Origin of the sequence: Mucilaginibacter sp. cycad4, assembly GCF_034263275.1 — a bacterium.
In the GTDB taxonomy this organism is placed as follows: Bacteria; Bacteroidota; Bacteroidia; order Sphingobacteriales; family Sphingobacteriaceae; genus Mucilaginibacter.
This window is the reverse complement of the sequence record NZ_CP139559.1, coordinates 4,384,870-4,407,536: the sequence shown is the minus strand read 5'-3', so window position 1 is coordinate 4,407,536 and position 22,667 is coordinate 4,384,870. Positions and strand designations below refer to the sequence as shown.

Annotated in this window: 13 protein-coding genes; all 13 read left to right on the top strand. The window is 41.1% G+C overall.

The window, feature by feature from the left end:
• Positions 1–20: 20 nt before the first annotated feature.
• The 13 genes from SNE26_RS17725 to SNE26_RS17665 all read left to right on the top strand — a co-directional run bounded on the left by SNE26_RS17725 (position 21) and on the right by SNE26_RS17665 (position 22,498).
• Entirely contained in the window at positions 21–1,628 is a 1,608-nt protein-coding gene (locus tag SNE26_RS17725; protein WP_321555254.1) for a RagB/SusD family nutrient uptake outer membrane protein, read from the top strand.
• A 314-nt stretch (positions 1,629–1,942) separates the two neighbouring features.
• Complete coding sequence (locus SNE26_RS17720; protein WP_321555253.1) at positions 1,943–2,185, top strand: hypothetical protein; 243 nt, start codon at positions 1,943–1,945, stop codon at positions 2,183–2,185.
• Between the two features lie 258 nt (positions 2,186–2,443).
• Positions 2,444–4,618, top strand: a complete 2,175-nt coding sequence (locus tag SNE26_RS17715) for a glycoside hydrolase family 3 C-terminal domain-containing protein (RefSeq protein ID WP_321555252.1) — start codon at positions 2,444–2,446, stop codon at positions 4,616–4,618.
• Positions 4,619–4,852: 234 nt separating this feature from the next.
• Positions 4,853–5,416, top strand: a complete 564-nt coding sequence (locus SNE26_RS17710) for a Crp/Fnr family transcriptional regulator (RefSeq protein ID WP_321555251.1) — start codon at positions 4,853–4,855, stop codon at positions 5,414–5,416.
• Between the two features lie 84 nt (positions 5,417–5,500).
• Positions 5,501–5,914 (top strand): hypothetical protein, encoded by a 414-nt coding sequence (locus SNE26_RS17705; protein WP_321555250.1) that lies wholly within the window; start codon positions 5,501–5,503, stop codon positions 5,912–5,914.
• Positions 5,915–5,928: 14 nt separating this feature from the next.
• Positions 5,929–6,963: an efflux RND transporter periplasmic adaptor subunit gene (locus SNE26_RS17700; RefSeq protein ID WP_321555249.1), complete on the top strand. Its 1,035-nt coding sequence runs from the start codon at positions 5,929–5,931 to the stop codon at positions 6,961–6,963.
• A 7-nt stretch (positions 6,964–6,970) separates the two neighbouring features.
• Positions 6,971–10,090 carry an efflux RND transporter permease subunit gene (locus SNE26_RS17695; protein WP_321555248.1) on the top strand — a complete coding sequence of 1,040 codons (3,120 nt, stop codon included), beginning with the start codon at positions 6,971–6,973 and terminating at the stop codon, positions 10,088–10,090.
• 4 nt (positions 10,091–10,094) lie between these two features.
• Positions 10,095–11,414: a TolC family protein gene (locus SNE26_RS17690; RefSeq protein ID WP_321555247.1), complete on the top strand. Its 1,320-nt coding sequence runs from the start codon at positions 10,095–10,097 to the stop codon at positions 11,412–11,414.
• A gap of 48 nt (positions 11,415–11,462) precedes the next feature.
• Entirely contained in the window at positions 11,463–11,801 is a 339-nt protein-coding gene (locus tag SNE26_RS17685) for a hypothetical protein (RefSeq protein WP_321555246.1), read from the top strand.
• A gap of 399 nt (positions 11,802–12,200) precedes the next feature.
• Positions 12,201–12,851: a TetR/AcrR family transcriptional regulator gene (locus SNE26_RS17680; protein ID WP_321555245.1), complete on the top strand. Its 651-nt coding sequence runs from the start codon at positions 12,201–12,203 to the stop codon at positions 12,849–12,851.
• Between the two features lie 909 nt (positions 12,852–13,760).
• Entirely contained in the window at positions 13,761–16,166 is a 2,406-nt protein-coding gene (locus SNE26_RS17675; protein ID WP_321555244.1) for a glycoside hydrolase family 31 protein, read from the top strand.
• Between the two features lie 361 nt (positions 16,167–16,527).
• Entirely contained in the window at positions 16,528–17,964 is a 1,437-nt protein-coding gene (locus SNE26_RS17670; protein WP_321555243.1) for a cellulase family glycosylhydrolase, read from the top strand.
• Between the two features lie 370 nt (positions 17,965–18,334).
• Entirely contained in the window at positions 18,335–22,498 is a 4,164-nt protein-coding gene (locus SNE26_RS17665) for a two-component regulator propeller domain-containing protein (RefSeq protein ID WP_321555242.1), read from the top strand.
• The last annotated feature ends 169 nt before the right edge of the window (positions 22,499–22,667 follow it).

Genomic DNA, 22,667 nt, shown 5'->3' with positions numbered 1-22,667 from the left:
ATATTTATAAAAATACAATTATGAAAAAACATATAAAATTTCTTATGGCGGGAGGATTTTTAATTCTCTCGGTAGGGTGTAAGAAGAATTTGGATTTGGTTAATAAGAACGCTTATACTTATGATACTTATTTTACCACAGATGCTGCCATAAACCAGGCTGTTGTGGCCACTTACGCCGGTTTGTTGCATACGGGTTTGTGGGCACGAGAATGGTATTATACTTTTGATTTGTTGGGTTATGATGCCAAAAACAATCAGCCCCTGGTAGGGGACCTTCTGCAATTGGCCCAGTATAATTTTGGTTCCGATCAAAGCCAAATGGGACAAACCTGGGCAGCATTATATCAGATAATAGCGCGTGCTAACGTTGTTATTGATCGTGCCCAGACCTCATGGAAGCCAGCTGATGCTACAGAGACAGGGCACCAAACACAATACATTGCCGAAGTTAAATTTTTGCGTGCTTATGCCTATTTTCAACTGGTTAATTTGTACGGGAGGGTGCCTTTGCGTACCAAGTTTATACAGCAGCCAACCGCTGCCGAGATTAACCTTGGAAGATCACCCCTTGCCGACATATGGGCATTTATTGAACAGGATTTGAAAGATGCTGAAGCAGGCCTTCCTGTTTCATACAAGTCTGCTGACGATTATGGCCGTACTACGCAAGGTGCAGTAGTAGCGCTTTTGGGTAAATCCTATTTGTACGAGAAAAAATGGGCGTCAGCACAAGCCGAACTTACTAAATTAACACAGGCTCCTTTCAGTTATACACTGGCAACGAATTATAATGATCTTTTTGATGATCCGCGGCAAGATGACCCTGCTTTGAATCCTGAAACCATTTTTCAGGTGATGAACCAGCAATGGACAGATTGGGGTATAGGCAATCAATACTACCTTTTTGGCGGTCAGGAAACCTGGGGTGGAAAAGCCACCCATTCTGGCCGCGCGCAGGAATATGGTTTTAATGATTGGAACAATGTACTTGTAACTACAACAGCTGTTAAGGCTTTCACCTACCCTAACCCACAAAACCCATCTGTGAATTACGTAGACCCCCGCGCAGCTTTCACCTTTTATGGCAATGCCGCAAGTGGCGGACAAACAAAATATTGCCAGCAATGTACCCCAGGGGGCGCAGTAGATTATCCCTTTGCTACAAAAGGGTACGCCTGGCTTAAATATGAATATTATAACAAACAAGCGTCATTTGGTGGACCGGCAAGTGGTATAAACGGCCAGGTAATCCGTTATGCTGATGTTTTACTGATGCTGGCCGAGGCCTATATTCAACAAGGCAATACCGGTGCGCAGCCGTTGGCTTTGATTAACCAGGTTCGCAATAGGCCAAGTGTTAAGGCTCCGGCTTATGCCTCACTGGGTGGTCAGGCAGATGCTATGACCATATTAATGCGTGAAAGGCAATTAGAACTAACCGGTGAGCAAAGCCGTTATTTTGATCTGATACGCTGGGGGATTGCTAAACAAACGATTAACGCTGAACGAAAAATAGAAGATGGCACACAGCCGTTTCAAGATAAAAATTTACTATTTCCAATACCTTTAGCTGAGAAGAATTCCAATTCTTCAGTAGCTAAGGATATTTCCGGGGATTGGAATTAAACAATCGATTTTTGTTGAAAAGAGCTGCGTCGCATGAAGCGGGCTCTTTTTTACAAAACGCTCAAAACTTTGGTATAAAAGACAGGTCGAAAGTATAACTGCCTATTAATGGCTACTACGCAGCAGGTATAAATTATGCAATTCGCAGCCTTCAAAAGTGATGAGCTGCATAATTGAAGTTTTAATTGTGTTACGCTAATAATTCTTCAGGCTTCCTGTTTATAAGGATTTGATTCATCAGTATAATGGTCGTAAATCAAAAGATGTTTATAGATTTTAGAATGCATTGGAACTACTATACAAATAAGGATGGCATGAAACAGTTAATAAGCTACTTTAAAAGAAATAAATTAATTGAAAAATCACAATTTGAAGAGTTAAGATCTGAAATAGAATTAATTCAGACTAACACATCATGGATTTGGAATAACAATACCGAATTGGAAAAACTAAATGAAAAGATGGAAGTCATTCTAACTATTCTAGATGAAAATACGGGGTTATTGCGGGAGTTAATCAGCGTTATCAAAAATCAGGCAAACCAGGAAACTAATTGATGCAATAATTATTATACCGAATTAACAAAATCCATCAGTACTAATGTCCAGTGCAACAAATAAAATGTTAGCAAATTTTATTTATTCCATTTTATAAAATTGGAGAATTTATTCAATTAGACAGCAGAAAAAGATGGCGTACTTGAAGATTGGTTATTGCAGCAATTCCGCCGATCAAAAACGTAGTTCGACGTTGATCATAGCCACCCAAGAAGTGATAGCCTGGGCTGAATACTGAATGACCAGAACAAACAATCAATGAAAAATATAAAAATAAAATACGCAACAACCTTTACTATAGTGGTTTTAATGTTTGCTAATGTTTCGGCGCAAAACAAAAGCGAACTATTGCTACAGTCAAAAATTAGCGGTGTTATTAAAAAAATGGCACTGGAAGAAAAGATTGCCATGTTGCATGGCAATGCCCTGTTTTCATCCGGAGGAGTAAAAAGATTGAATATTCCCGAACTAACCAGTGATGATGGTCCGTTAGGTGTACGCGAGGAGATTAAACGATTTGACTGGAATTCGGCTAACTGGACAACGGACTCAGCTACGTTTTTACCCAATGGCTCGGCAATAGCCGCCACCTGGAACCCGGAGATGGCCAATAAATATGGTGTTGTTTTAGGCCAGGAAGCCAATGCTCGTAAAAAGATAGTGATGTTATCCCCTGCATTTAATATTTGTAGAATGCCGCTTTGTGGTCGCACTTATGAATATTATTCAGAGGACCCCTTCCTGAATGCCCAACTTGCGGTTCAATCGGTAAAAGGGATTCAAAGCCAGCATGTGGCAGCTTGCATTAAACACTTTGCCGCAAATAACCAGGAAATTGACCGGGGCGAGATCAACGCATTGATAGATCAGCGGGCATTACGGGAAATCTATTTGCCTGCTTTTAAGGCGGCAGTGCAAAAGGGAAGCGCCTACACCATCATGTCGGCCTATAATAAGGTAAATGGCTATTGGTGTTCTGAAAATGATTTTCTACTTAATCAGGTGCTAAAAAAGGAATGGGGTTTTAAAGGAATCGTCATGTCTGACTGGGGTGGAACACATCATACCGCTGAGGCTGCGAACAATGGGCTTGATATCGAGATGGGTTCAAGCGGCCCATATGACCAATGGTACTTTGCCAAACCTTTGCTTGAAGCGGTTAAGGCTGGTAAGGTTTCAGAAAAGATGATTGATGATAAAGTGCGGCGCATATTATGGGTTATGTACCATACCTCCATGAGTACCGGCCATCCTGCCGGGTCGATAGCTACGGAGGCACATGGCAAAGCCGCTTATGATATTGCATCTGAATCTATAGTCCTGCTAAAAAACGAAGGTAACTTGCTACCCCTGAAAACAGATAAAATAAAAAGTATTGCGGTTATAGGTGATAATGCCATACGTACTTTTGCTTCAGGCGGATATGGCGCTGGGGTAAAGGCCAGGTACGAGGTTACGGCTTTGGCAGGCATAAAGGCAAGATTTGGCAAAACAGCCGATATCAGGTTTGCACAGGGCTATAAAGCCAATTATAAAGCGAGTAACAGCGATGAGCAGAACGCGGGTTATGACAAACCAGACCGGGTTTTGATTGCCGATGCCGTTGCCCTGGCTAAAACAGCCGATGTAGCCATTTTATGCATAGGGTCAAACCGCGAGTATGAGAGCGAGGGTCATGACCGTAAATCGCTTGAATTACCTTTTGGTGAACAGGCTTTAGTGAATGCGGTAACCGCTGTTAATACCAATACCATCATCGTTATAATGGCCGGAGCTCCTTATGATTTAAATGAAATCAAAAAATCATGCCACGCTATAGTTTGGTCGTGGTTTAATGGCTCTGAAGCGGGTAATGCGCTGGCTGACATGCTTGCTGGAGATATAAACCCCTCCGGAAGGCTGCCTTTTACCTTCCCGGCCACTTTACATGACTCACCTGCGTTTGCTTTAAATACCTATCCGGGCAAAGAGCGCACAACTGAATACAAGGAAGGTATATTGGTAGGTTATCGCTGGTATGACACCAAAAAGATAGATCCGTTATATTGTTTTGGTTATGGTTTATCATATACCAGATTTACATACAGCGGTATTTCAACAGATAGAAAAACGTACAAAACCGGCGATAAAATAGATGTTATGTTTAAAGTAAAAAACGATGGGAAGATACAAGGCAAAGAAACTGTTCAGCTATATGTAAGTAAAGTAAAGTCGTCTGTATCAAGGCCGGAAAAGGAACTCAAGGCATTTAAAAAGGTACTGATAGCGCCCACAAAAACGGCTACGATTAGGATAAGCATTAATGTGAACGATCTTGCTTATTTTAGTGAAAAACAAAATAAGTGGATAGTTGAACCCGGCGATTATAAAATCCTGGCTGCATCATCATCAAAAGATATAAGACAGGTGGCGGAGATAAAGGTTATGCGATAAAACACAAGAAAAACTTTGCTGTTATTACGTGCTTTTTAAAGTTTTTTATTGCATCAAAGTTTAAAACAAACAAGACACAATCAGAGCTAATAAATTTTTAGATAGCCAGTAACAGATACGGCATTAGAAAACGCAAATATCATCTGTACCTGAACCTATCTGTGATTTATGATTTTGATTCCGGTAGGAGAATCTCCTCTGTATTGATTAGCTTTGTTTATATTTTTTGGAGAAATGGAACTTATACAGTATATCAATACTAAAATAAAACTTAGTGCAGAAGAAAGTACTGCAATAAGTTCCGCTTTCAAAAAGGAGTTTTTTCCCAAAGGAACTAACCTGGTGCAGCCAGATAACCGATCTCAAAAAATTCAATTCATCGAAAAGGGCCTGATCCGGTCGTTTTATATAAATGAAGAAGGGAAAGATATCACTCATTTTTTCTTTAGCGAGAACAGTTTTACCATGTCTATGGAAAGCGTTTATTTCAACAAATCGGATCCGTATGGCAGGGAAGTTTTAGAAGACACTACTGTTTATAGTATTTATTTTCAGGAATTTGATGCTTTATCTAACCAGGTAGAAGCATTCAAGAGCCTGATGTTGATGGTAGCTATTGAAACGCTGAAGCAATTTTCTGACAAACTTTTCTCATTACAGTTCCAGACCGCAGAACAGCGATACAAACATCTGACAGATAACTATCCTAACATATTGTTAAGAGTGCCGCTCGGGCATATCGCGTCCTACCTTGGCATTACCCAGCAAACATTAAGCGTTATCCGGTCAAAAAAATAATTTATCCGGTTTTCGCTTTTTAATATAGATTAAAAATACTCCCGCACTTCTTCGGTTGCTTTGCATTGTTAAATTTTTAAAACGATGCAAGAGTTTATAGATACAAAAGAGTTAGGGACCAACTACGTATTTTTTGCTGACGATTTAGGTATCGCTTCAATTTTCCCATCATTAAAACACCGGCTGGCAGAACTAAAACATCAGCATACCTCCCTGTTTTATTGCTCCCTTAACCACCAGCACGCCTTTGAAAGAGAGTTGGAAATACTTCAGAAATATTTTCCGGCCCGGTTCTTTTTGAGCTATCATTCGAGAACGAACAGCGGTTGTTGCAATATAGAGCAAGAAGATGTCGAGGCGGTACTGAATGCCAACACCATGACGATCATGAAATTTATCATTTCAGGCAATGAGACTTTCGTCGAAGAAATCAAAAAAATCCTGCTCTTTCTGGGCATTACGCACATACAAATCCACGAACAATTTTTTTCAGAATAATTAAAATCATCAAAATGAGACACTTTCTATTCTACCCCGTCCTTATTGCCTTGTTCCTGTTAAGTTGCAAGAACAAGAAAAAAGAGAGCTCCGATAGCAATACCACCGCGATAGCTGTAAAAACCGAAGAGGTACAACCAACAACCCTAAGCAGTGAAGTATCTGTAAGCGGAAATGTACAAGGCTATACTACCGTAAATTTAAGCTTTATGGTTGCCGGTAAAATCAATTACGAATCTGCTAAAGAGGGCGACAACCTTGCAAAGGGACAATTGATCGCTACGCTTGATCCAACCAATTATGCCATTGCCAAAGGACTGGCCGATGTACAGGTCAACTCTGCAGCCGATGAATTCAGTCGTTTAAAAATACTGCATGACCGCAAGAGCCTGAGCGAAGATGATTTTACGAAAATCAGCTTTTCGTTACAGCAGGCCCAGCTTCAGCAACAAATGCAGCAAAAAAACTTATCGGATACCAAACTCTATTCGCCCATCAGCGGCGTACTGCTTAAAAAACAGGCAGAAGTAGGTGAGATTGTAGCTGTGGGTAACCCCCTATTCGTGGTAGCTGATATCAGGAGGGTCAAAGTGCTGGCCTATGTTCCGGAAGGGGAATTGCACGGCATTATGATCGGGCAAAAGGCAAATGTTAATATTGCCGCTCTTGATAAAACATTTACCGGTAAAGTAACCGAGGTAGGGTCGGCAGCCGATGCTACATCCAGGGCTTTTACCATAAAAATAGAAGTAGAAAATCCGGGCATGATTATCCGTCCCGGCATGATCGCCGAGGCCGGCATTGCCGCCAATAATAAAAAGCAGGTAATCTTAGTCCCTGCCGAATGCGTGCAGCAGGACCTTTCTAACGAGAGTTACGTGTTTGTGGTTGACAAAGCACAGAACAAGGCGTTTAAGCGCCGGGTAAGCCTCGGCCATGTAACCGACAACCAAATTGAAGTTTTATCGGGACTTTCAGATCACGACGAGGTTGTCACCGGCGGCCAAAAAAGCTTGTCTGACGGCTCTTTAATCACCATCATTAAATAATCAGGAAATGAATATCATCAAAGCATCGCTTAAATATAAGCATGTAACCTTATCTGTACTATTGTTGCTTTTTGCCGTCGGTGTAAATTCGTTATTGACGATGCCGCGTAGGGAAGACCCCAAAATCACCATCAGGCAGGGATTGGTTATCGCCTATTTTCCGGGGGCAAACTCCATCCAGGTAGAAGAACAGGTTACCAAAAAACTGGAACAATATCTTTTTCAGTACGAGGAAGTAGACAAGGCTAAAACATATTCCACCACGAAAGATGGTGTAGCTGTCATCAATGTGGAACTTACAGAGAACCTGAAACAGCCGGATGTGTTCTGGAGCAAGCTTCGCCACCAGCTGCTCATCTCCAAGCAAATTGATTTGCCTGAAGGCGTAAAAGGCCCTATTGTTAACTCAGATTTCGGTGACACCGAAGCGTTGGTAATTGGCCTGGAAAGTAACAACACCAGCTATGGGGAATTAAAGCGCTATGCCCAAAAACTGGAAGATTACCTCCGTACAGTTCCTGCCGCCTCTAAAATAAAGCGGATTGGCGAACAGCAGGAAGAAATTGTAGTATCGTCAACTTCAGAAAAACTAACCCAGTATGGCGTAAACCTGCAACAGGTGGTGCAATTGCTGCAATCACAAAACAGTATCAATGCAACCGGCGAGGTAAAAACAAATACCAATAAGGTACCGCTTTATACTAACGGCTATTACAATACCGAAACAGAGTTGGCCAACCAGGTAGTAGGTACCTCGCAGTCGGGCTCGGTAGTTAAGCTGGGCGATGTGGCCGCTTTGAAAAGAGATTACCAGGACCCGGAGAGCATTATTACAGTAAATGGCAACAAGGCTGTCATGCTTTCTGTGCAAATGCATGAAGGGAACAACATTGTAAAATTTGGCGAAGACATTGACAAGAAAATTGAAGAGGCCAGGAAGATCATTCCCTCCGATATAAAGATCACCACCATCGTTAACCAGCCGCATGTGGTGGATCATAACATCTCACATTTTATCAGGGAGTTTTTCCTTGCCATTGTTTCCGTGATCATTGTAGTTGTTTTATTGCTGCCTTTGCGCATTGCATCTGTAGCGGCAATGGCCATCCCGATGACGGTGGCAGTAACTTTTGCGATAATGTCCGCATTGGGCATCGAATTGCACCAGGTATCCCTCGCGGCTTTGATCCTGGTGTTGGGGATGGTGGTAGATGACGCTATTGTAATTGCAGACAACTATGTCGAGCTGCTGGATGAAGGCGTTGAGCGGTGGACAGCGGCATGGCGCAGTGCCAATGACCTGGTAATACCTGTACTGGCAGCTACCATCACCATTATCGCATCATTTATGCCGATGATCTTATTACGGGGGACAGTTGGCGAATTTATCTTCGCCCTGCCCATAACTGTTGCGGTGGCCCTGGCTTCTTCATTTCTTGTGGCCATGGTTTTAACCCCGCTGCTTTGCTACACTTTTATTAAAAAGGGCCTGCATGAAAAGACGGATAGCACTACGGAAGAAACAGACCACCAACCTAAAAAGAAGAAAAAGAAATCGTTACTCGACTTGATGCAAAACGGATATAACGATCTTTTGGACTGGTGTGTTAAACATCCGCGAATCACCATTGCCAGCAGCCTGGTACCTATCGCGCTGGCGGGGTTGTTGTTCGCAGGCGGTGTAAGGCAGCAATTTTTCCCTGCGGCAGAAAGGAACCAGTTTGTTGTAGAGCTATGGATGCCTACGGGAACAAAGGTTGAAAAGACAAATGAGGCGATCCTGAGGGTAGAAGCATTGATAAAGCATGATAAACGTGTAGTTTCCTATGCAACTTTCGCAGGCACATCCTCACCGAGGTTCTATTATAACTTTTCACCGGAGTTCCCGACCAGTAATTATGCCCAAATACTCATCAACACCACTACGGACGAAACCACTGACCAGCTTTCTGAAGAGTTAAGTGCCAAGGTGGGCAAGCTGATACCGGAAGGCACCACCTATGTGAAATTAATGCAGCAGGGCTCATCGCTGAAAGCCCCGGTTGAAGTCAGGATCATCGGCGAGGATATTAATCATCTGAAAACAATAGCTGCCGAAGTAACTAACATCATAAAACAGGCCAAAGGCAGCCGTTTTGTAAGAAGCGACTTTCATGAAGATTATTACGGTATCGGCATCAAATTAAAAGAAGAAGCCAGTCGTTTGGGATATACCACCACCAGCATTTCTCAATCGGTATATACCGGTTTTAGCGGCGCTGCCATTTCTACCATGTATGAGGGTAATGACCCTGTCAATATTGTATTGCGGCTGGATAAAAAAAGCCGGCAGACTACCGGCGACCTGGAGAACATCTATTTAAAATCACCGGTTACAGGTGCCGATGTTCCGTTAAGGCAGATCGCGGATTTGACCCCGCATTGGCAAACAGGCCGTATTATGCACCGCAACGGCGTAAGGACACTTACCGTACAGAGCGAAACAACGCCAGATGTACTTCCTTCGGAACTGCTTGCGGCTATACAGCCCACGATAGCTAAGCTGCAACTGCCTGACGGGTATCACATCGAATACGGTGGCGAGGATTTTAACAAAAAGGAGGCTCTGGGTCAGTTAATTGCTGCATTGTTAGTGAGCCTGGTACTTATATTTTTCATCCTGCTGTTTCAATTCAAGCATCTCAAAGAAGCTGCAATAGTCATGCTAAGCATTCCATTGAGCCTGTTCGGCGCCATATCAGGCTTGTTTGTAACAGGAAACTATTTCAGCTTCACCGCATTTATAGGCCTGATCGCACTGTCAGGAATTGTAGTCCGAAATGCCATCATCCTGGTAGACCATACCAATGAACTGATCAAACACGGGCTTGATCATAAAACAGCGGCCATTGAATCCGGCAAAAGGCGTTTAAGGCCCATCTTCCTTACCGCAATGGCGGCAGCAATCGGGGTATTACCTATGATCATCTCCGGATCGGCGATGTGGGCGCCGCTGGCAAGCGTATTGGCATTTGGTGTCGTATGGAGCATGGTGATGGCATTGATCACTGTACCCGTACTCTACATAGGCTGGGTCAAGCCCAAAAAAGAAATAACAGAAATAACAGAAAATCATAAAAGTCATTAATCAAATGAAACATTTAATAAAATTCCTTTTGCTTTTTCCGGTGTATTTCGCCTGCTGCTGCAATTCATTGTGGGCGCAGGAGCTACCATCGTACTCCCTGGAGCAGCTAATCGATTCTGCATTGAGGAACAACCATACGCTTGCCATTAAAGAATGGCAGATCAAAGAGAAGCTGGCAAAAATCGATGAGGACAAAATCAAAAGATATCCTTCAACAACCTTGAACGGTAACTACCTGCACAATTTTAATTTAGGTGAGCTGACAATCCCTGCAGGTGCCATAAGTGAATCAAGCCCCACTACAGATAGAAGCTTCACCGTAGGCGAACACAATGCCTCTACTGTAGGGATATTAGCTTACCAGCCCATTACACAGCAGGCAAAAATAAAAACCGGGCTGGAGGCAGATAAAACAGATGTGCGGTTAACTGAAAAGGAGAAGTTTAAGCTTTCACTGCAAATCAAACAGTCAACTGAGCAATTGTACTATATCATTTTGATCACGCAAAAGCAGGTAGAGGAAGCCAAAGCTGATCTTGAGTTGGCAAAATCGAAACTCAATGATGCAGAAAACGCTATGCTGGCAGGCAAAGCCATAACAGCAGACAGGGCCGGCCTGCAAGCTAATGTTGCGGACCGGGAACAAAATATCCTGAAATTAAATATACAAATCCAGGATTACACCGGCGATTTAATTAATATCACCGGGATTAACGCAACCTCATTGAAATTACAGGAAGTTGATCCTGCTATCCAGTCCCTAAACGGAGTGGACGAATACAAAAACACCGCAAAAAGCTCAAATGCCGATTTGCAGATAGCTGATTTGAACAGGTCAAAAGCTTTATTAGGGATAAAAGCTTCCAAACAAAGTAATATTCCTGACCTTGGATTGGTTGGCGGTTTTGCGCACCAATTCGGAAACGCAATAACACCAGCTAATAATCCCTTTGTCGGAATAAGTTTTAAATGGGACCTGCAGGGTATTTTTTCAAACAAACAAATAACCAGGCAGCGACAGTTTCAACTCAGACAGGCCGAGGAAAATATCATAAGCACCCGCGACCGGGTAAGCAATGATATTGACAAAGCTTACCGTAAAATTAACCAGGCGCAGGCTTTAATTGGCGTGGCGCAAAAGGCAGTAGTTTACCGGAAAGAGGAACTGAAGCTACAGGAAGATAAACAGGCAGCCGGCAAGAATATGACAACGGACCTGTTCAATACCAGGTCATTACTGGCAAAGGCCGAAGCGGATATGTACGCGGCGCAATTGTCTTACCTGATGGCAGTTACGGACTTGAACATATTAACAGGAAAATAAAAAGTAAAAATAATTAACTAATCAATTCTCAAATTAAAACAAGTATCAATGAAAAAATGTGTGCTAATGCTAACTGCATTATTATTTAGCGTAGTTATGGTAATGGGCCAGCAGGCCGGCGATGATTTCACGGGCAAATGGAAAACCGAAGACGGTCATGTGATCATCATTTCAAAAACTAACGGAAAGTTTACAGGGCTTGATGATAAAAACCGGGAGAGCCTTTATAACATGCGTTTTGAGGATGGTAAATGGAAGGGTACTGTCGAAAATCATGACGAAGGTAAGAAAGCCGATTGTGAGGCATATTTACAGGGAAACAAATTAAAAATAGTAGCTCATAAATCATTTTTTTCCAAAACATTTATTTGGATTAAAGTACAGTAGTGAGGATTTGGGTTGCGTGCCATTAAACCAAATAAGTATGGAAACGATATTCCAATTTACGCACATGATTATGTTCATATGCGTAATCATTATCATCTACTATTCAGTATTTGATACTTGCGAAAATAAAAGCGGTTTGAAATTTACAATAATTAACAGCTTGATACCAAAAGTAAAATCAATCAGGATCAACCGCATATTTTTATTTCGGCTAGCCTCCAACTTGTTATTTATATTGTTCAGGTAGCATTTATACAGTTTTTTAACAATAGACAATCAATTCAGTTATCCCCAAAAACAAATATTAATACCGCAAAAATCTTCAAAGGTAAACCGGGGCATACCAATGGCTTTATATCAATCCTGTTCAGTTTTTAACAACAACTACAATTCAAATCAATGGACACTTCAAAAAAAATAGCCAACAAAGCGTATGCCCTTTTTAGTCGTTATGGCATTCGCACCATTAGCATGGATGACATTGCATCTGAACTAAGGATGAGTAAAAAAACAATTTATCAATTTTATTCTAATAAAGATTCATTGGTAGAGTCATTCATAGATACAGCGATAGATGAAAACATCTTTCGCTGTAAGATTCTTATTGCAAAAAGTGACGATGCCATCATTGAGTTGTATTTTTTGCTGGTATACATATTGGAACTTTACAATGGTTTAAATCCAGCGATTGTTTATGACCTCGAAAAAAATCATGAATTGGCCTACGGAAAATTTAAAGATCATAAAGTCCTATTCATTCATAAAACCGTTAAGGCAAATATAGAGCGGGGCGTAAAAACAGGTTTATACCGCAACGATTTTGATATCGATGTAATAACAAGGTTTTTTCTTGAAAGCTTAACCATCATATCCAATCCCACAGTATTTCCGCTATTTAATAATACAATTAAAGCAACAAATGAGTTACTTGCCTGTCTGATAAGTGGAATAGTAACCACAATGGGAACGGATGTTGTAAATGCATATAAAAATCAGCGAGACATTATGTTCCTGAGCAATTATGAAGAAGTACCTTTTTGGGATCACTGACACATATCATCTATCTAATACCTTCTTATTGGCTACGAATTGATTTTCTTCTCTTTTCTGTTTTTTTGAAAGGTAGTTTGAAAAACAGTCTTCATTAACCATAAAGAGATTACATTGGCGGAACCTGATAAACTGGAAAATTGTTCTTGTTGTATTTTTCGTTTTGAAAATCCATAAGCAAAAAAACGCTCCAAATCTCACCTTGGAACGTTTTATTATTCAACTAAATCTGATCAATCTCATGATCAAATATCTTTTGTAAGTTATTCAGCAGAAAAAGATATAATTCTATGCGAGAATAAATGTTTTAATTACATTTAAAACTCGCCAGCAAAAATAAAAATGCCCGAAATTAAAAGACCGGGAGAGATTGCCAAATTAATGGAACATTTGTTCAAATGCTGTAATAAATGTCCTGGTTCCATGTGATTTCACTAAAAACAGCTGTTTGGACGATTCCGGCGGAGTAAAAGTTTAGGAATAATGGATCTTCGAGCGATCTTTTATGCCGGAATCGTAGATGATAAAATCAAATTAATCAAACCTGACCATTATTTGAACCTTTTCACTTCAAGGGCGTAACCTACATGCCAATATATCTGAGGAATATAAAAATGCCTCAGCCTGGAGTTTTCCTTTAATCTAAACGCGGGAAGTTTGTCAATTTGAACATTTCATACCCTATTTGTACACTTTTGTACCCGCTCATCTATTTTTTTGGTCAATATTTTTGGCCAGCCGATTAATAAACCACGACTACATTTTAAAATCAAGAATGCTGTTGTTTAGTCTCCGCGATAGGGAAACGGAAGCACTATTATTTATTGAAACGAAGAATAGTATGATCAGCTATCTTTTTAATAACCAAAACCAAAGTATAATTAATTACCAATTGATAAACCTGTATTCATGTTGACCCAGAAACAAATTTTAAAGTCCGCTTTTTCAAAAATCTCTACTATAGTACTATTGGTTGTTATAAGCATATCTGTAAAGGCATCTGTTATATCATACAAAAAAAATGCAAACGGATTGATATTTAAGTTGGATAAGGGCTTGATGTACATAGCTGTTTGTAAGGCCGATCTGATAGAGGTAAAGTATACCATATTTGGTGCTTTTGAAACCAAACCATCATTAGTAGTTAACAACAGCTGGAAAACACCTACTCCCTACCAAATTGCCGAAAATAAAAACGAGGTTACCATCACTACCTCTAAATTAAAGGTAAAGGTAAACAAGGCCACCAATGCCATTACTTATACTGATCTGAAAGGCAACATCATTACTGCCGAAGACGCGGACAATAAAACCATTACACCAGCCACCATTGCAGGCATCAGCACTTATAATGTAAGTACACAATTTATTTCGCCCAAAACCGAAGGCTTGTTTGGCCTGGGCTGTCACCCGCTCGATTCTTTGTCTATCAATTACAAAGGCCGCAATCAGGAGCTGCTTATAAAATATCTTACTGGCGCTATCCCGGTGCTGCTGTCAACCAAAGGCTATGGCTTATTGTGGGACAACTATTCGGCCTCTAATTTTTACGGCGCCGAAGCTGATAATACTAAATTTAAATATGTATCGGAAAGCGGTAAACAAGTTGATTATTTCTTTTTCTACGGTCCGTCATTTGATCATATTATCGATCTGTACCGCACCGCCACCGGCAGAGCACCTATGTTTGGTAAGTGGGCATTCGGTCTGTTCCAGTCGCAGGACAGGTATATGAGCGAGGAGGAGATCATTGGAGTTAAGGACAACTACCGCAACAACCACATTCCTGTTGACGTAATTGTACAGGATTGGTATTACTGGGACCCGCTGCCTATTGGCTCGCACGTAATGAAACCGGAGCGCTATCCTCACCCCAAACAAATGGTTGATGAATTACATAAAGCTAATATCCACGCTATGATATCTATCTGGCCGGTATTTGGCAAGGGTACTCCTAACTATGATGCCCTGCAAAAAATGGGCGGCTTAACTGATATTACCTGGGACAACGTGGTTACCCATACTTTTGATACTTATTATGATGCCCACAACCCCAAAGCACGCGAGCTTTACTGGGACCAGGCCCGCGACAGCCTCATTAAACGTTATGACTGGGACGCCTGGTGGATTGACCAGTGCGAGCCTGACAATGGCGCCTTGCAGGATGCCCGTCGACAAAGTAATTTCAGCATAGGCAAGGGTATTGATTATTTTAACACTTACTCTTTACAACATACCAAAGGGGTTTATGAAGGCTGGCGCAGGGATATTCCGGGCAAACGCGCTTTCTTTTTGGTACGGCAGTCATTTGCCGGCGAGCAGCGTAACGCATCTACCTTATGGTCGGGTGATATTGAATGTACTTTTAAAGACTTTAAGAACCAGGTGCCACAAGGTATCAATGCCTGCGCGTCCGGCCTGCCTTACTGGACATCAGACATTGGCGGCTATCACTTCCACTGGAAAGCTGCCGATTGGTCGCAACCGGATAAGCGGGAACTGTTTACCCGGTGGTTTCAATTTGGCGCATTTAGCCCTATCTTCCGTATCCACGGTAAGGGCGAACGTGCTTTGTTCAGCAAAAACTGGGATGACAATACCAAAGCTATCCTCCTGAATTTTGATAAACTGCGTTATCGCCTGCTGCCTTATATCTATTCGCTGGCCGGCAGGGTAACTACAGATAATTATACCATTATGCGTTCACTGGCATTTGATTTCAGGAACGATGCTAAAGTTTACAGCATACCTGATCAATACATGTTTGGGCCTGCGTTTATGGTAAACCCGGTTACAGAACAACTATATACCTCGGCCGATGCCGATAAAAAAGCCAAAGCACGCCAGGTGTACCTGCCCGCTGCCAGCAAATGGTATGATTTCTGGACCGGCGAACTACTTGATGGAGGCCAAACTATCAGCGCTGCCGCTCCTATTGAAATATTACCGCTTTATGTAAAGGCGGGTTCTATCATCCCAATGGGTCCGCACATGGAATATGCCACCGAAAAACCTGCCGATAATATTGAGCTGCGTATCTATCCCGGAGCCGATGGGTCGTTCAAGTTCTATGAAGATGAGAACGATAATTACAATTACGAAAAAGGCCAGTATGCTACTTTTACATTCGCATGGGATAACAATCGGAAAGAACTTAGAATTTCAGAAACCAAAGGAAATTTTCCAGGTATGATAAAGCACCGGATTTTCAATGTCGTTTTAGTTGGCGGTAAACATGGGTCAGGACCGTCGGAAGTTGTTAAGGCCGATAAGAGAGTTGTATATAACGGCAGTGCCCTTGTTGTAAAATTATAACATAGGGTGATGGAAATGTATCCGGATGCTTTCATCAGGTAATTGGTAACGCATCTATATACTCATAATGGCAATATGTCTTTTGTACCCCTTTCTATGAGAAACCAATTTTACTTTCAATATGAGAACCTTAAACTATTTTTTTGGCACCGCCATCATCCTGGCATTGACATGCTGTAACAAGTAACAAATTGCAAGTCCGCCCGTTAAGCCGCTTGTAAAAAAAGCTACTAAGACATTAACCGCGACCAGCTATCCAAATTACAACACATCGCCCATTGCGCCGGATCAGTCCGGGGTTGCCAGCACCGCAGCCCAACTCGCTGCAAAATTTCGGTTGGGGTTTAATATCGGCAACACTATGGAAGGGCCCGGTGACGAAACAGGATGGGGAGCCCCCAAAATTACTCAGGCATTCATTGATAAGGTAAAACAAAGTGGCTTTACTGCTATACGTATCCCTTGTCAATGGGATTATTCACATATAATAAATACAACGACAGAGCAAATAGACCCAGCCTGGCTCAATCGGGTACAGGAGGTTGTGCAATACTGCGTTAACGATGGTATCTATGTTATATTAAATATACACTGGGATGGAGGATGGTTACAGGGGAATTGCACAACCGATCAGCAGTTAGCAGTTAACGCCAAACAAAAGGCCCTTTGGGAACAAATTGCAACAAAAATGCGTGATTTTGACGAGCATTTAATTTTTGCCAGCGCTAATGAACCTGACGTATCGGATGCCACAGGAATGAGCGTTCTGTTGTCTTATCACCAGACTTTTATTAATGCAGTTAGATCAACCGGTGGGCGCAATAGTTATAGGGTGCTGGCTATCCAGGGGCCCAGTACAGATATTATAAAAACGAACGATCTGATGAACACGCTTCCCACAGATCCGGCGTCCAACCGTATAATGGCTGAAATACATTACTATACCCCTTTCGCTTTTTGTCTGATGGATGGAGACCAGTCATGGGGTAACATGTATTATTATTGGGGATCAGGATACCACTCCACCACCGATCCTTCGCGTAATGCCACCTGGGGTGAGGAATCTGACCTCAATGGGTATTTCCAATTAATGAAGACAAAGTTCGTTGATCACGGCATCCCGGTAGTAATGGGTGAATATGCAGCAGGGCGCCGATCGTCTCTTACCGGAGATAATTTAACGCTCAATGGTGCTTCCCGGGCATATTGGTATAATTACGTAACACATCAGGCATTAGTAAATGGAATCCTTCCATTTCTTTGGGATACAGGGTCAATCATCGACAGGTCGACGTACGCAGTAAAAGATCAACAGCAGCTGGCCGCAATTGTGCAGGGAGCGCAAACTGCCACATCGCCAGGAATTCAGGCTGGCAGTGTATATCAGATTATGAATAGAAACAGTTTTAGAGCTTTGGAGTTCGCCGGGTGGGGTACTGCTAATCAAACATCGGCGGATCAATGGGATTACTTAGCCGGAGCTAACCAGCAATTTAAAGTGGAAAGTGCGGGAGGAGGTTACTACAGATTAACCCCTATGCATGCAACAGGAAAATGTTTGGAAATGTATCAATGGTCTAATACTAACGGCGGCCAGGCGGATTTATGGGATTATTCAGGCGGAAATAATCAGAAATGGTCAATTCAGGCAACCGACAACGGATATTATAAGATTACCAATGTTAATAGCGGAAAGGCCTTGGAAATTTCCGGGTATTCGCTTAATAATGGCGGTGGAGCTCAGCAGTGGGATTACAATGGAACCCGTAATCAGCAATGGGCGTTTTTGAAAATATAAAGTTGAAACTTCAGCAACTTAATTTAAGTATTTTTTAAAGTAACTGTTAGGCCGGTTTGAAAATCTTTAAGAGATGATGATAAGTTAGCTGAAAAGGCAGGTCAACGCGTTCCGGGGTGCGATACGGACGCACTTTTTAAGAGATCATACGGATAGCTATGATTTTATATGAAAAAGGACAGGTCAATGCGTTCCGGGGTTAAACCCGGGCGCATTTTTTTATGAGCTATGCTCTTTGAGGTTCGGGAAAAATCAGAGGGTGTTAATTTTTTATTATGCTTAGCTTGGCTGTTACGCAACATTAATGTTACCTTAGTGTACTGACTTTAAAATGTTAAACTGTTGATTTTGATTTTATAACAATACCCCGATGTGGTTGAAATTTTACTCTTTTCTTGCCGTTACATTAATTTTTGTATGTAATAACACTTTGGGGCAAACCAGTCAGTATCGGTTTTCACAACTTGATGTAAGTAACGGACTATCACATAACCAGATTAATTGTATATTAAAAGATTCTGAAGGTTTTATGTGGTTTGGTACTGCATCGGGTCTTAATCGATTTGATGGTTATACCTTCAAGGTCTTTAGGCATGATGATAATAATAAAAACTCTGTCGTAGATGATTTTATTGGGAAGATTTTTGAAGGCCCTGATAGAAAAATATGGATATTTTCACGTAATGGAGTTTGTTTTTATGATCCGGATAAAGAGCAGTTTAACAGTGATATGTCATTGTTGCTTCGGCCTTTAAAACTTCCTGTTGAGCAGAATATCACTAAGATAGTGCAAACGAGCGCTGTGGACTATTGGTTTTTGTATCCAGATTCAGGCATTTACAGATATAATACCTTAAGCAAGCAAACGAAACGCTATTATCATGGCATCAATTCCATCCTATCTTTATATTCAAGTTCAATTACAGATGTCACGGTTGATGATAAACGCAATATCTGGATGGCATACAGTGACGGCACTGTTGAGATGGTAGATGTTAAACGTAATAAAATTACTTATCGCACGGATATTTTTAACAAGGTAATCAATAAAAGAAACGGTAATTACTCCTTAACCGTCGATCGGGATAATGATTTGTGGTTTTACGCACCATATGGAGATTTGGGCGCATTTTATTACAAAACTTCGACGGGGGCCCTCCGGCACATTGACAAGGAATCGGCAGGGGCAAAGTTAACGACAAATGTTATAAGTAATATTATTCAGGCTGATGACGGTTTAATCTGGATTGCCACCGATCATGGAGGCATAAACGTGCTGGATAAAAAAGATTTTAAAATTACTTATTTACTAAACCGGCAAGATGATGCAAAGTCATTGAGGCACAACAGCGTTATACTTTATAAGGATAATTTGGGCATTATGTGGGCCGGTACTTTTAAAAAGGGACTAAGCTATTATCATAAAAATATCATCAAGTTTCCGCTTTACAGGCATTTTGCCTCTGACATAAGCAGCTTGAGTTTTGAAGATGTTAACAAGTTTGCAGAAGACAAACTTGGAAATTTATGGATTGGAACAAACGGGGGCGGCCTGATTTATTTTAATCGCAAAACAGGCAGATTTACACAGTATAAACACGAGTCGGGAAATGTAAATAGTCTGAGTAACGATATTATTATCAGTCTCTGTATGGACAGTGATCAAAAATTATGGATAGGTAACTATTTTGGCGGGCTGGATTGTTTTGACGGAACTACATTTACCCATTACATACATAATGATAAGGTTTGGAGTATTCTGGAAGATTCTTCCCACCGTTTATGGATAGGGACATTTAGGGGTGGTCTTGAAATATTTGACCGATCAAAAAAGATATTTTATCATCCTTTTAAACAAACCGACATAAGAAGTTCACTGATATCATGTGTTTTTGAGGATAAGCCAGGCAATATATGGATAGGGGGCGTTCTGGGAGTGGATGTTATAATGAAAGATAATGGACGGGTGATTCACTATGTCTGCGATAGAAACCGAACCAATGGTTTAGTCGACAATACGATAAACCGTATTAACCAGGATAGCCGTGGTTTAATTTGGATAGCGACAGCAGGTGGTTTGAGTGTTTTGGATCCTAAAACAAATACTTTCACCTCACTGACAAAAAAAAATGGGTTGCCTTCTAATTTAATATCGAGTAGTGAGGAGGATAACAAGGGAGCAATGTGGTTGAGCACGTCAAACGGGTTAAGCCGGGTCACTTTAACGCCCAATGCAACCGGTTACAATTTTCAATTCGAAAACTTTGATGAAACGGATGGTCTGCAGGGGCGGGAGTTTAATGTAAATTCTACTTTAAAGACACATAAAGGGGAACTGGTATTTGGGGGCGGTGATGGCTTTAATATTTTTGATCCGGCAAGTATTGAACCTGTTACAAATAAGCTTCAATTAGTGTTTACAGATTTTCAGATGTTCAATAAGAGCGTAGCCGCAAACGAAAATATTAATGGCCACATAGTACTGTCAAAAGCCATTTCTGTTACCCATGACATCACACTTAGACACAGTGAGAATGTCTTTTCCATAGAATTTGCTGCTCTTGATTTTTTTAAGCCCAGCAAAATAAAATATCAGTATATGCTGGGAGGTTTTGACAAAGCTTGGGTAAATGCAGATAACCGAATCCGAAAAGCCAGCTACACCAACTTGGATGAAGGCGATTATGTATTCAAAGTACGGGTATCCAATTCAGAAGGAGTATGGAACGCTAATTATATTTCTTTAAGGATTAAAATACTACCCCCGTTCTGGAAATCTACATTTGCCTATATCATTTATTTGATCTTGTTTATTGCTATTCTTTTGTTTATTCGCCATCGCGGTATACAAAAAATAAAAAGGCAGTTTGCCGTTGAAAAGGAAAAGCAGGAAGCACAGCTATTGATTGAACATGAGCGGCAAGAAGTTAAGCGTATGCAAGAACTTGACCAGTTGAAAACAAAGTTTTTGACTAATGTAAGTCACGAGTTCAGAACCCCACTGTCATTAATCATGGCGCCTGCGGATAAAATGCTTACCCGCGCTGACGAAGAACAGAAACAACAGTTGACCATGATAACGAAAAATGCAAGGCGATTGTTAAACATGGTAAATCAACTGCTTGATTTTCGTAAGATGGAAGTTCAGGAGCTGAAATTGCATTGCACGCCCGGAGACATTGTGAAGTTCATCAGCGAGGTAAGTTTGTCATTTACAGATATTGCCGAAGGAAAAGAGATTGATTTTGTATTCGACACTACAGTTGCTTCAATATATACCAGTTTTGATCATGATAAGATAGAAAGGATATTATTTAACCTGATATCAAATGCCTTTAAATTTACACCGGCCGGTGGCCAGGTAAGCATCATGCTTAACATCAACAGTGCGGAGGATTCTTTACTTGAATTTAAAGTCGTCGATACAGGCATTGGCATTCCTGCTGAAAAACACGCCAAAATTTTCGAGCGTTTCTTTCAGCAGGATCTTCCCAAGTCGATGATTAACCAGGGCAGCGGTATTGGCCTCGCGATAACACGTGAGTTTGTCAAGATGCATGGAGGGGAAATAACGCTTGAGAGTGAGCCGGATCACGGCAGTTGTTTCATCGTTAGGTTGCCGCTTGTAATTTGTACCTCCCCTGAAATAGAAATTTCGGTTGGGGATGAAATTGATAGTGGATATTCAAACGAGAACAGCGATAAGGAAAGAAGAACTGTACTCAAGCGGCAACGTTCAAATAAAAAACCGGTCGTTCTTTTAGTTGAGGATAACGATGATTTTCGTTTTTATCTGAAGGACAATTTAAAAGACATGTTTTTTTTAATTGAAGCTTCAAACGGAAGAGAAGGTTGGCAAAAAGCACTTTCGCAACATCCGGATATTATTGTAAGTGATATTAGTATGCCCGAGATGACAGGAATAGAATTGTGCAAAAAATTAAAGAATGATAAGCGCACGTTACACATCCCCGTGGTTTTGTTAACCGCATTGACGGGGGAGGCGGAACAAGTAAAAGGTTTGGAAATTGGTGCGAATGATTATATGACAAAACCATTCAATTTTGAAATACTTCTTTCAAAAATCAAAAACATCCTGACATTGCGGGACACCTATAAGCGCACTTACAAAAAACAAATGGATATACAATTACAGGAAATCCCTTTGCAAAACGAAGATGAAAAACTGTTAAGAAGTATAGTAGAATATATAGAATCTAATATTTTAAACGAAAACCTTTCGGTAGAAGAGTTAAGCCGCAAAATGAATATGAGCCGAGGATCACTGTATAATAAGGTGTTGATGCTTACCGGAAAGTCACCTGTTGAATTTATCCGTTCTCTACGGTTGAAAAAAGCTGTTTATTTGCTTGAGAACAGCCAGATGACCATTAGCCAGATTTGCTATGAAGTCGGTTTCAATACCCCTAAATATTTCACCAAACTATTTAAGGATGAATATGACGTTCTTCCTTCTACTTATATAAATTCTATTCGCCAAAAGAAGCTGTCCGAAGCTGAGAGCGACGAATAATAGCTTTCAAATCGTTGTAAATTTCGCCCGTTATTCCAAAAGAAAAGTTTAACGTCATTGGCAATTATAATTATTAGAAAACAGCCCGCAAAAGCTCGATGTGCAGGTATATCGTTTGTAGGACTATAAGTTTGTACTTACCCAGAATAACGCGATTTTTTCTCTACAA